The following is a 12,365-nucleotide window of genomic DNA, read 5'->3' as shown; positions in this document are numbered from 1 at the left end:
CTATCATTCCTTACTATCTAAAATTTCATTGAGCTTTAATCGCAGTTCACTTAACTGTTCGTCAACTGAGACGACGATTCGACCATGGTTTGTTTCTATATAACAATCAGTTTGGTTCAGTTCTTCATCAACAAAAACAAGTAATGGAACATCTGTTGGGAACATTTCAACCAGCTCACTACGATGCTGTGATATTAGTTGATGGTAAGTAGGTGATACATAGATTTTGACTTCTTTCATTTCTCTTGCTTCTTTCACACCTCTTTTAACGATGGATAAGAAAACTTCATCATCTCTATCTAAAGATGTACCAATGATTCGTTCAGAAGCCATTATGGCAAGTTCCAAAATTACCTGTTCTTGTTCCTCTATATAACTTTGTGCCATTAAACGGGAATCCTCAATGACTCTATTAGCAAGAGAGTATGATTCCTGCATATCCACATGGGCTTTTTTCATACCTTCTTCATAGCCTTGTTGAAAACCTTGATCGTAAGCATTTTGCTCTAAGACAAGTTTTTCTTCTTCCCACATTCTTTTGAGCTGCTCCAGAAATTCTAATTGTTCTTGACGAAACCGTTCAAGCTCTCGTTTTTGAGATTCAATCTCTAATGCCGCATTAGACAAGATCTGGTCTCTTTCAGCATAGATTTGGTCCATTGTTAAGGTCGATTCCTGTGGATTTTCTTCACCATCAAAATCAACTTTAAACAAGTTGCGAACCTGTATTTTTACCTGTTCTTGTTGTTGAGGTGCTGTAAAATTAGAGCGGATGATTCTAGACAATGACGTCATCTCCTCCACCACGAGCTATAATGATTTCTCCAGCATCCTCTAGACGTCGAATTACACCCACAATTCTTGATTGGGCCTCTTCTACATCACGAAGACGAACAGGACCCATGATTTCCATTTCTTCTTTAAATGTGTCAGCCATACGTTGAGACATATTTCGGAATAAAATATCTTTTACTTCCTCGCTGCTAACTTTCATTGACAATAGTAAGTCTTCGTTTTCACAGTCACGTATAACTCGCTGGATTGAGCGATTATCCAATGTAACAATATCTTCGAATACGAACATTCTCTTTTTAATTTCTTCAGCCAGCTCTGGATCTTGTATCTCAAGAGCATCGAGAATTGTTTTTTCTGTTTGGCGATCTACTCCATTTAATACATCCACAACTGCATCCACTCCACCAGTTTCTGTGTAATCCTGTGTAACCGTGGATGATAATTTACGTTCAAGAATGGATTCTATTTCACTAATTACCTCAGGTGATGTAGAGTCCATCACAGCAATACGTTTTGCTATATCAGCCTGAACTTCTTGAGGTAATGACGACAAAATGACGCCAGCTTGTCCAGGATCTAAGTAAGATAAAATTAATGCTATTGTTTGAGGATGTTCATTTTGTATAAAGTTAAAAATTTGACCAGGGTCGGCTTTTCTAGCAAAGTCGAATGGGCGTACTTGCAGAGATGAAGTTAAGCGATTAATAATTGCCTGTGCTTGATCTTGTCCTAACGCTTTTTCCAATACCGTTTTCGCGTATCCAATTCCACCCTGTGATATATAATCCTGTGCTAGAGCGATATGATGGAATTCTTCAATGATATCTTCCTTAATACCTGGTTCAACCTTTTTGACACTTGAGATTTCCAACGTAAGACGTTCGATTTCCTCTTCATTTAAATGCTTATATACAGAAGCAGAAACTTCTGGCCCTAAAGAAATTAACAATAAAGCTGCTTTTTGCTTTCCTGTTAGTTCTTTTTCTTTTTTGGACATGTTCGAACACCCCCATTAATCTTCGGTAATCCAGCTTCGTAAGAGTTTTGCAAAGTCTTCTGGTTTTTCCTTCGCCATTTTTTCTAATTGTTTACGACGGATTGTTCCTTCAGTTTCTTTTTCTTCATTAATATCACTTACGATTAACTCTTCTTGTTCCTCAATGATTGAATATGCTTCTTCAGCTTCTTTTCGTTTTCTAGAACGCACAATGAAGAATACCAATAATAAAATTACAGCAACTAAAATTCCACCAATTACCCAAATCCACCATGGTATGATTGGTGTTTCCTCAGCAGTTGCTCCATCATTACCGTAGAATGGTTGCACTGAAACAACAACTTTGTCACTGATTTGCTCGTTTGTAAGGTCGCCTGCCGCTTCTTTGTCTATAGACGTGCGCACAATAGTCGAAAGAATTTGTTCGATATCAGTTCTTACATCCTCAGATAGGGAGGCAGCATTATCTGGTTCCGGTGGCTCCACCATCACTTGAATTCCGATATCGCGTACTTTGTATGGACTTTCTTGAATGTCTTTCGTTATACGATTGACATCTTTGTTTATCGTCTCTTCTACTTTTTCATAGTCCCCATCACCACTAGTAACTGAACTATAGTCCACAAAGTTATCTGTACCCGCTCCTGCCTCGGGCGTACCAGATGCAGCATCTACGCCAGAATACGATTCAGTAATACGCTGGGCACTGATTTCGATACCTTCCATATTTTCCTCATCTACAGGAACAACTAAATTCTCTTGACGGTTTTCTTGCTTGAAATCAATATCTGTTGTCACCGAAACAACAACCTTATCATTTCCCATAAGAGTGCCTAGCATTTGTTGCACTTGTCTTTGCAAATCACGCTCAATTGTTTTCTTGACTTGCATTTGACCATCCACTGTGTCGACTGAATTGGATCCCGAAGAAGCTGATGCTAAGTCGAAATACTCAGAGTATTGGTTCGTGATGACAATGTTTTCAGTACTTAGGTTAGGAATACTTTTAGAGACTAAATTGTATAAAGTAGCTATTTGTTCGTTTGAAAATTGATGTCCAGGCTCAGTATCAAGCACAATCGATGCACTTGCCTCTTGTCCTGTATCATTTACAAACACACCCTCTTCAGGCATATTAATCATTACGTTGGCATTTTTAACGCCATCAATCTTTTTAATCAGGTTTGCTAGTTCAGTTTGAGTTGCAGCTAGCTTGATTACATTAAATTCATTATCAGTCATTCCAAATCCAGCATTTGATGTGAAGAAGGAATTGTTAATCTCACCGGATTCAGGATATCCCTGTGCCGCCAATGAAACCGTTAATGAGTCTACTTGCTCTTCTGGCACTAAAATATTCGTCCCGCCAGGAGCGATTTCGTATTTAACGCCTTGTGCAGTTAAAACCTCTGCGATTTCTCCTGCCTCTGTAGCAGATAATTCCGTAAATAGTGGTACCATGTTCGTTCTTGTTGAAAAGTATGTAAGTATAGTTGCAAGTGCAATTACACCTATCAATGTCCCAACAATTGCAACTTTTTGATTTTTCGTTCGACTCTTCCAGAATTGTGTCGAGTCGCTTTTTACTTTTGTAAAACGTTCATTCATTAGCTATCCCCCGATTTTTATGAATACACTTTTCCTCCTTACATTGGCGTATATAAATAATTCACCTTACGTAAGTCAACAGTGCAGATAAAGAGCTGCTAAATGAAGTTAAATACTCATTCGCATAATTTCTTGGTAAGCCTCAATTGCTTTATTGCGAACTTCCATTGTTGCATTTAAAGTTACACTCGCTTTTTGAGCGGTGATCATGACTTCATGTAAATCAACATCTTCACCATTGATTAGCTTTTGTGTCATTGCATCTGATTGAATTTGTTGATTATTCACAGAAGCAATAGCATCTTTTAATGTATTAGCAAAAGATTGCTGCGCCTCAAAGGGCGTTGAATTCGCCTTTAATTTATTTGTTTCATCTATAATTTGAGAATTTGCAACAGATAATGATACTGGATTTATTGCCAAATTGACTCATCCCTTCCACATATATTATTTACCAATTTCTAGTGCCTTCGTTAACATCGATTTACTAGCGTTAAATACCGTTACATTTGCTTCATAAGATCGAGTTGCAGAAACTAAATCTACCATCTCAGTTAATAGATCCACATTTGGCATTTCTACGTAACCATCTTCGTTCGCATCAGGATGAGTCGGGTTATACACTAATTTAAATGGCGTCTGTGTATCATCACTGACTTTTGTGACTTTAACGCCATTTCCTGAATTTTCCTTTTTCCCCAGGGCTTGGTTTAAGAAACTTGAGAATTGACCATTGTCTTCTGTTAATGTTACAGATTTCCTACGGTAAGGTTCCCATTCACCGTTTACTTGTTTAGCTCTTGTTGTGTCAACATTTGCAATATTTGACGAAATGACATCCATTCGCAAGCGTTGCGCTGTTAACGCGGAGGCAGTTGTATTCATGCTTGTAAATATCGACATACCTATCTACCTCCTTTAATAACTGTATTAAGCGAATTGAACTTACTAGAGATACGTTCTATTAGGGCATTATAGTAGATTGTATTTTCTGCTAGACTTGCTTGTTCAGCATCCATATCAACACCGTTACCATTACTGCGATAGTTAAAGTTTTCATAGCTATAAACTCCTGGTGTTGATTGTTGAATTTGAAAGTCATAATGTCTAGCATCAGTTCGCTTTGCAGAAATTGTCGTATTTTTTGCATCTGACAACATTTTTTCAAAACTGACATTTTTCGCCTTATAATTAGGAGTATCTACATTCGCTATGTTTTGAGCAATCGTTTTATTTTTTAATGAAGCATAATTCAGCCCATTTTCTAGGCTACTAATCGTTCCGCCGAACAAATTCAAGCTTTTCCACCCCAAAATCTATTTTTATATTACATTATATTTCAATTCGATAACTTAATTTTAAATTAAAATACTACTTAGTGTCTATTGGCATTTGTCGTTTTTTAATAGTCAATAGGGACCATTTTTAACTAATTTACACGCATTTCGTTTCATAATTCTCCACATTTTCCATTATTTCGACAGTGTAAAGCAAAAAAAAATAAATGTAAATCTATTATCTATTATCACCTAGTAAATTGCACCCAGTAAATTATGTATATTATTTTAGACAAAAAAATAAGGTTCCGCCATTCTATGTGACAGAACCTTTATGTTTGTTTCAAGATTATTTCATCTTTATTTCAGCCAAAGCTGTTAAGAACTTATCATTCAGTACTTTAATATAAGTACCTTTCATACCTAAAGATCTAGACTCAATAACACCAGCAGATTCTAATTTACGTAAAGCGTTTACGATTACTGAACGAGTAATTCCTACACGGTCTGCAATTTTAGAAGCAACTAATAATCCTTCATTACCATCAAGCTCTTCAAAGATATGCTCAATAGCTTCTAATTCACTATAAGATAATGAATTAATGGCCATTTGTACCACCGCTTTACTGCGTGCTTCTTCTTCGATTTCTTCTGATTTTTCACGTAAAATTTCCATACCAACTACAGTTGCACCATATTCAGCCAAGATTAAATCGTCATCTTCAAAGCTTGCAGATATACGCCCCAAGATTAATGTACCTAAACGTTCCCCTCCACCGATGATAGGAACAATTGTCGTTAAACCATTTTTAAAAAGATCACGATTTTCTGTAGGGAAAATTGTATGCTCACTGTTGATATCAATATTTGGTGATGTTTCAGAAATATCGAAAAGGTGCTGTGCGTAGTCTTCTGGGAACTGACGCTCTTCTACCATTTTTTGAATACGAGCATTTTCAATTTGTTGATGTATTGAAATACCCAGTAACTTTCCTTTACGACTTACGATAAATACATTGCTATCTATAATATCACCAAGCGTGTCTGCCATTTCTTTAAAGTTAACTGGTTTACCAGCTGATGCTTGAAGCATCGAGTTAATCTTACGAGTTTTTGCTAATAAATTCATTTTAAAAATTTCCTCCTAAGGGGTGCTTATGTTAATTCACTTAATATTCTAAAGGTTTCTACAATTTATTGTAACTAAATAATCGCGATTTATAAGATAAATTGTGACAAATCTTTGTTTTTTGAAATTTTTTCGAGTTTTTTGTCGACATATGCAGGTGTAATATCGATGTGTGCAGGTGAAATTTCAGATGCTTCAAATGATAATTCCTCTAAAAGTCGTTCTAAAATTGTATGCAGTCTTCTTGCACCAATATTATCGGTTTCTTGATTTACCTCTGTTGCAATCTCTGCGATTCTGTCTATTGCATCATCTGTAAACTCAATCGTTACACCTTCTGTTTCTAACAATGCTTTATACTGCAAAATTAATGATTGATCTGGCTCTTTCAGAATTCGAATAAAGTCCTCTTTCGTTAGCTTATCTAATTCTACACGAATCGGGAATCGCCCTTGCAATTCAGGAATTAGATCACTTGGTTTGGACATGTGGAAGGCACCTGCAGCAATAAAGAGCATAAAATCTGTTTTGACTGGACCATATTTCGTCGTAACAGTTGATCCTTCTACAATAGGTAAAATATCCCGTTGTACACCCTCACGTGACACGTCTGCGGAAGAGGCGCCTCCTCGACTAGCGATTTTATCAATTTCGTCAATAAAGATAATCCCCGATTGCTCTGCGCGACGAATTGCTTCGGCAGCTACTTCATCAGAATCGATTAACTTATTAGCCTCTTCGATGATAAGAACGCGACGTGCATCTTTTACTTTCAACTTACGCTTTTTCATTTTCTTCGGCATAAGACTAGAGAGCATATCTTGCATTCCTGATGCCCCCATGTCCATTCCCATACCAGGCATCATATCGAAAATTGACGTATTTTGTTCAGTTACCTCTACAGTAACCCATTCTTCTTCAAGTTTACCCGCTTTCAAATCTTGCGAAACTTGGGTGCGTCTAGAACGAACTACAGTTTCCTCGTAAGTTGAATCTTCATCAGTTGAATCATTCTTTTGCCCAAAAAGCATCTCTAACGGGTTTTGAGCCATCTTTGATTTAACTTTTGATGGAACAAGTAGCTTTACTAATTTCTCATTCGCATTTTGCTCTGCAACATCTTTTACAGCCTCTGTCATCTCGTCTGTAACCAATCTTTTCGAGCTTTCAACTAAATCACGTACCATCGATTCAACATCTCGACCTACATAACCTACTTCTGTAAACTTAGTCGCCTCCACTTTAATGAAAGGTGCATTTGTTAGTTTAGCAATACGTCGCGCTATTTCTGTTTTACCAACACCTGTTGGACCAATCATTAAAATGTTTTTAGGAATAATTTCATTTTGCAATTCTTCACTTAAAAGGGAGCGGCGATATCTATTACGAAGTGCAATTGCTACAGCTCTCTTCGCATTATTTTGCCCAACTATATGACGATTTAACTGTTCTGTAATTTGTCTTGGCGTTAAATTTTGTTTTGTCATTCTTCTAGCGCCTCCACTACAATATTATGGTTTGTATAAACACAAATATCAGCAGCTATTGTAAGAGCAGCTTTTGCTATTTCACTAGCTGTAAGGTGATCTCCAGAGTATTGTTTTAACGCTCGCCCTGCAGATAACGCATAATTGCCGCCCGAACCAATCGCTAATATGCCATCATCCGGTTCAATTACTTCTCCAGTACCAGATACCAGCAATAAAGTTGACTGATCCATCACTAAGAGAAGTGCTTCTAGCTGGCGAAGCATTTTATCTCCGCGCCACTGTTTTGCTACCTCTACTGCTGCTCGTTGTAAATTCCCACCATATTCATTTAGCTTCGATTCAAACATTTCAAATAACGTGAATGCGTCAGCTACTGAACCTGCAAATCCAGCTAATACTTTACCATTGAATAGACGTCTGACCTTTCTAGCGGTATGTTTCATGACAACTGAATTTCCTAATGTAACTTGCCCATCACCTGCCATCGCACACTTTCCTTTGTGATGAATAGCAAATATGGTAGTTGCATGGAATTGTTCCATTTTCATTCCTCCTAAAATCAAGCTCGCGGATGAGTATTCATATAAGTATTTCGAAGATGTTCTTTCGTAACGTGTGTGTAGACTTGTGTTGATGACAAACTTGCATGACCTAGTAGTTCTTGAACCGTTCTTAAATCTGCTCCCTCATTTAATAGATGTGTCGCAAATGAATGCCTTAACATATGAGGGTAAATCTTCGTATGCATTGATGCATTTTTTATCATGTCGTCAAGTATATAACGTACACCACGAGGGGTAAGTTCGCCTCCGCGCATATTTACAAAAACTTTTTTATGATTTTGATTTTTCATTAGCCTTACGCGAACTTTTTCTATATATTTACTTAACGCCTCATGTGCGTATTGCCCAAAAGGGATAATCCTTTCTTTTCTACCCTTTCCCATTACTCGAATAATTGAATAGTGAAAATCGATATCCTGCATTTCAATTTCTGTACACTCACTTACGCGAATTCCTGTGGCGTACAATAATTCAAGTAATGCCATATTTCTTACTGATTTATCATCTGTTCCAATGTTTCTTTCGAATAATTGTGAGAGTTCTTCCTCATAGAAAAAATTAGGCAATCTCTTTTCTTTTTTAGGATGATAAAGTGAACGAAAGGACGAATCATCTAGATTAAACTCACGATTTAGGTATTTAAAAAACGAACGAATTGAAGAAATCTTTCTAGAGATAGAAGTTCTCGCCTTCTTTTCATCATATAGCTTGGTTACATAAATCCTTGCATGGATATACTCAACCTCTTCTAAATGAGTGATCCCTTCAGTTTTTAAAAAGTTAAGAAAATCATTTAAATCAAACTCATATTCCCTGACAGTATGTACTGAGAAGTTCTTTTCGAGTTGAATATATTTGAGAAACTTATCTAGGCTATCTGCAAATGTTAGAAACAAATCGCAAAGCACCTCCAACGAAATTACATAAAAAAGCACAACCTATTAAAAATATTGTGCCCATGAATGTTATTCACTTCTTTTGGGCTGTAACATTTTCTCTTACTTTTCGAAAACATACATACTGACACTAAACCTATCTTGGAAAGATATCAAGTATTTAGTAAATAAATTTGTAAAATATTTGTGAACAGTCTACATTTTTTTTATAAATAATGATTACTATTACTTATTATTACCAATTTTTTATAATTTTGGACAAAAAGAAAATGCCTCATAAATTATAACAATTTAATGAGACACTTTGCAATTATATTGTTTGAGAATTCATAAAATTTAGAATTACGATTAAATCGCAATCTATTTGTTATTACTTGAGTATCATTGTGCTCAAATTATTCTATCATTCCAGACATTTTCAAACGAACTTTTAGCAAAATCATCTTAGTATTTACTAATTATTGAGAAGGTGCTTCTTCATAATCACATTTTGTACATTGTATTTGAACACCTTTTTTGATTTTCTTCTCAACTAATAGAGAACTACATTTTGGACAAGGTCTGCTTATTGGCTTATCCCACGAAACAAAGTCGCACTCTGGGTAAGTGTTGCATCCATAGAATAAACGTTTTGTTTTACTTTTTCTTTCGACGATTTCCCCTGTTTCACAGCTCGGACATTTTACCCCGATTGGTTTCATAATGGCTTTTGTGTTACGGCATTCAGGGAAGTTCGAACAAGCCATGAATTTTCCATATCTACCTAACTTGTATACCATAGGAGAACCACATTTTTCACAATCTTCACCAGCCGGTTCGTCTTTAATCTCAATTTTCTCCATTGCCTCATCAGCGTACTTCACGCGTGGTTCAAAATCTTTGTAGAAAGCATCAATGACTTCTACCCATTTTCTCATACCTTCCTCAATGGCATCTAAATCCTGTTCCATTTGAGCTGTAAACTCAATATTGATGATTTCCGGGAAGAACTCTAATGTTGCTTGATGAACAATTTCTCCAAGCTCGGTTGGTACAAATCGTTTTGCATCTAATTGAACATACCCACGTCTTTGAATAACGTCTAAAGTTGGCGCATACGTTGAAGGACGACCGATGCCTCTTTCCTCAAGCTCTTTTACAAGACGCGCTTCTGTGAAACGTGGAGGCGGTTGTGTGAAGTGCTGTTTTGGTTCAATTTCCAAGGACTTCACCGTATCGCCCACTTCCATTTCTGGAAGAAGCTTTGTTGTTTCCTCTGTTTGGTCATCTGTTCCTTCAATATAAAGCTTCATAAACCCAGGAAACTTCACATGGGATCCATTGGCACGGAATTGAACATCCCCATTTACTAAATCGACCGTCACAGTATCCAATACCGCAGGAGCCATTTGACTTGCAATAAAACGCTCCCAAATTAGTCGGTAAAGACGTAGCTGATCACGACTTAAAACGGCTTTTAGCTCATCCGGCGTTCTCATCGTACTAGTAGGACGGATTGCTTCGTGGGCATCCTGAGCATTTGCAGATTTTTTAGCTTGTTTTGCTTCTCCTACAATATATTCTTTACCGTATTTTTCATTGATATAATTGTTTGCTTCTGTTTTTGCACTGTCCGAGATTCGTGTTGAGTCTGTACGCATATATGTAATTAACCCGACAGTACCTTCTTTTTTCCCGATATCAATACCTTCATAAAGCTGTTGAGCTAGCATCATCGTTTTCTTCGCACGGAAATTTAATTTTCGGGCTGCTTCTTGTTGCAGAGAAGATGTTGTAAATGCTGGGGCTGCATTACGTTTCCGTTCTTTTTTGACTACATTTGCTACGCGGAACTCATCGCCCTTTAAGCCATTTAATACCGCTTTAACTTGCTCTTCGTTTGTAAGCTTTACTTTTTCCTCACCATTGCCATAGTAATAGGCATCGAATTGCTTTTTCCCTTTATCAAAATTGGCTTCAATTGACCAATATTCTTCGGGAATAAAGTTTTTTATCTCTTCTTCTCGATCGATGATAAATCGGAGAGCAATGGATTGAACACGACCCGCTGATAGTCCTTTTTTTACTTTTTTCCAAAGAATTGGACTAATGTTATACCCTACAAGTCTGTCCAAAATACGTCTTGCTTGTTGTGCGTCCACTAAATCCATATTGATAGGCCGTGGATTTTTAAAGGATTCTAAAATTGCATCTTTTGTAATTTCATTAAATACCACACGGCAATCTGAAGTTGTTTCAATATTTAATGCTTGTGCTAAATGCCAAGCAATTGCTTCTCCTTCGCGATCGGGATCGGCTGCGAGATAGATTTTTTTTGCTTTTTTTGCCGCTGATTTTAAGTCCTGTAGCACTGGACCTTTCCCACGAATGGTAATGTATTTGGGTTCATAGTTATTTTCTGTATCAATACCCGTTTGGCTTTTTGGTAGGTCCCTAACATGACCAATGGAAGCTTTTACTTTATATTTTTTCCCTAAGTATCTTTCAATTGTTTTTGCTTTTGCGGGTGATTCTACTATCACTAAATAATCTGCCATCTATATTCTTCCCCCTTGTAGAGGTTAATTGTTTGTTTTTGAATAGACATACTTTGGTAAGTCGTCCTAAAAAATGTATCTGTTGCAAAATGTATAACAGTTTTTATAAGAATGCAACTTTTTTTCAATATTTACCTTCAAAACAATTTTAATTCCTCTAAAATTTGATAACCATTCCAAATTGGAATAGCCCCTTCTCGAAGTAAACTATTAGTTCCTTTTGACTGTTCTTTCTGTATGGGACCAGGCACTACAAAAATATCTTTACCGTGCTCTAAGGCATGCTCTGTTGTGATTAGTGTCCCACTTTTTAAAGAAGCCTCCGTTACAACAATTGCATTGCTGATACCGCTAATAATACGATTTCTCATTGGAAAATGCCATTTCTGGACCCCAACATATGGTGGATATTCTGTTAAAAGTAAATGATTTCCTTCAATTTCGCAAGCAAGTTTCTTATTTTCTGGTGGATAAATATGAGAAAAACCATGTCCTAACACTGCTATGGTTTTACCTCCAAATTGTATGGTTGCGCGGTGTGCCAGACTGTCTGCACCTTTTGCAAGTCCACTTACTATGACAATGTCTTGTTCAACAAGCGGTGGTACAATATATTCTAACGCTAAACTAGAATAATTCGTTGCTTTTCTAGATCCTATGATGGCAATTTTCTTGGGGTGGTTCAAAATTGAAATATCCCCTTTTGCATAAAGGACTGTAGGTGGATCTAACAAATCATGTAGACTATCAGGATAAAAATCGCTATTGAATGGGATTGCTTTAACTGAGGAAGAGTTATATACATCTAATAAGTTAATTTTTAATACCTGTCGATAATTCGACAAAATATCGCTTGCGCGATTTGTCGAAATAGAAAGAATTTTAGCTAATTCTGTCGGGGAAGTTTCTATTAAATTACGGGTAGTTTCGATAGATTTCATCAGTATTCGAAATTTGTTCAGGGGAAGAGGATAAACGTAATGAAAAGAGAGGATTTCTTTTAAATTATTCAACATATCACTCCTTATTATAATAGAAGAAATTTTCTTCGTTTTGATAAAAAGTGACCGCAT

Annotated in this window: 12 protein-coding genes; all 12 read right to left on the bottom strand. The window is 36.6% G+C overall.

Features of this window, described 5'->3' with window-relative positions:
- Positions 1-3: 3 nt before the first annotated feature.
- The 12 genes from fliH to dprA all read right to left on the bottom strand — a co-directional run bounded on the left by fliH (position 4) and on the right by dprA (position 12,305).
- Entirely contained in the window at positions 4-795 is a 792-nt protein-coding gene (gene fliH, locus C1N55_RS06195; protein WP_370452590.1) for a flagellar assembly protein FliH, read from the bottom strand.
- Entirely contained in the window at positions 779-1,792 is a 1,014-nt protein-coding gene (fliG, locus tag C1N55_RS06190) for a flagellar motor switch protein FliG (RefSeq protein WP_036202975.1), read from the bottom strand. The genes fliH and fliG overlap by 17 nt, the downstream gene beginning before the upstream one ends.
- 15 nt (positions 1,793-1,807) lie before the next feature.
- Entirely contained in the window at positions 1,808-3,400 is a 1,593-nt protein-coding gene (gene fliF / locus C1N55_RS06185; protein ID WP_137728013.1) for a flagellar basal-body MS-ring/collar protein FliF, read from the bottom strand.
- Positions 3,401-3,508: 108 nt separating this feature from the next.
- Positions 3,509-3,823, bottom strand: coding sequence for a flagellar hook-basal body complex protein FliE (gene fliE / locus C1N55_RS06180; protein ID WP_137728012.1), 315 nt, complete (start codon positions 3,821-3,823; stop codon positions 3,509-3,511).
- Between the two features lie 24 nt (positions 3,824-3,847).
- Positions 3,848-4,303, bottom strand: a complete 456-nt coding sequence (flgC, locus tag C1N55_RS06175) for a flagellar basal body rod protein FlgC (RefSeq protein ID WP_137728011.1) — start codon at positions 4,301-4,303, stop codon at positions 3,848-3,850.
- A gap of 2 nt (positions 4,304-4,305) precedes the next feature.
- Positions 4,306-4,698 (bottom strand): flagellar basal body rod protein FlgB, encoded by a 393-nt coding sequence (gene flgB / locus C1N55_RS06170; protein ID WP_137730552.1) that lies wholly within the window; start codon positions 4,696-4,698, stop codon positions 4,306-4,308.
- 328 nt (positions 4,699-5,026) lie between these two features.
- Complete coding sequence (codY, locus tag C1N55_RS06165; protein WP_137728010.1) at positions 5,027-5,806, bottom strand: GTP-sensing pleiotropic transcriptional regulator CodY; 780 nt, start codon at positions 5,804-5,806, stop codon at positions 5,027-5,029.
- A gap of 89 nt (positions 5,807-5,895) precedes the next feature.
- Positions 5,896-7,293 carry an ATP-dependent protease ATPase subunit HslU gene (gene hslU / locus C1N55_RS06160; RefSeq protein WP_137728009.1) on the bottom strand — a complete coding sequence of 466 codons (1,398 nt, stop codon included), beginning with the start codon at positions 7,291-7,293 and terminating at the stop codon, positions 5,896-5,898.
- Entirely contained in the window at positions 7,290-7,838 is a 549-nt protein-coding gene (gene hslV, locus C1N55_RS06155; RefSeq protein ID WP_137728008.1) for an ATP-dependent protease subunit HslV, read from the bottom strand. The genes hslU and hslV overlap by 4 nt, the downstream gene beginning before the upstream one ends.
- Before the next feature lie 17 nt (positions 7,839-7,855).
- Entirely contained in the window at positions 7,856-8,755 is a 900-nt protein-coding gene (gene xerC / locus C1N55_RS06150; protein WP_137728007.1) for a tyrosine recombinase XerC, read from the bottom strand.
- 458 nt (positions 8,756-9,213) lie between these two features.
- On the bottom strand, positions 9,214-11,292 hold the full coding sequence (gene topA / locus C1N55_RS06145; protein WP_137728006.1) for a type I DNA topoisomerase: 2,079 nt from the start codon (positions 11,290-11,292) through the stop codon (positions 9,214-9,216).
- Between the two features lie 137 nt (positions 11,293-11,429).
- The gene (gene dprA / locus C1N55_RS06140; protein WP_370452589.1) at positions 11,430-12,305 is read right to left on the bottom strand and encodes a DNA-processing protein DprA; all 876 of its coding nucleotides are present in this window, start codon (positions 12,303-12,305) and stop codon (positions 11,430-11,432) included.
- Between the last annotated feature and the right edge of the window lie 60 nt (positions 12,306-12,365).

It is taken from the genome of Lysinibacillus sp. SGAir0095 (genome assembly GCF_005491425.1).
Lineage (GTDB): Bacteria > Bacillota > Bacilli > Bacillales_A > Planococcaceae > Ureibacillus.
Note: the sequence above shows the minus strand (reverse complement) of the source record. Positions and strands in the feature narration are given on the sequence as shown.

Bases quoted from the DNA above. Each gene is read 5' to 3' on its own strand.
- fliH (WP_370452590.1), bottom strand. From the start codon at position 795: ATGACGTCATTGTCTAGAATCATCCGCTCTAATTTTACAGCACCTCAA.
- fliG (WP_036202975.1), bottom strand. From the start codon at position 1,792: ATGTCCAAAAAAGAAAAAGAACTAACAGGAAAGCAAAAAGCAGCTTTA.
- fliF (WP_137728013.1), bottom strand. From the start codon at position 3,400: ATGAATGAACGTTTTACAAAAGTAAAAAGCGACTCGACACAATTCTGG.
- flgC (WP_137728011.1), bottom strand. From the start codon at position 4,303: ATGTCGATATTTACAAGCATGAATACAACTGCCTCCGCGTTAACAGCG.
- codY (WP_137728010.1), bottom strand. From the start codon at position 5,806: ATGAATTTATTAGCAAAAACTCGTAAGATTAACTCGATGCTTCAAGCA.
- hslU (WP_137728009.1), bottom strand. From the start codon at position 7,293: ATGACAAAACAAAATTTAACGCCAAGACAAATTACAGAACAGTTAAAT.
- hslV (WP_137728008.1), bottom strand. From the start codon at position 7,838: ATGGAACAATTCCATGCAACTACCATATTTGCTATTCATCACAAAGGA.
- topA (WP_137728006.1), bottom strand. From the start codon at position 11,292: ATGGCAGATTATTTAGTGATAGTAGAATCACCCGCAAAAGCAAAAACA.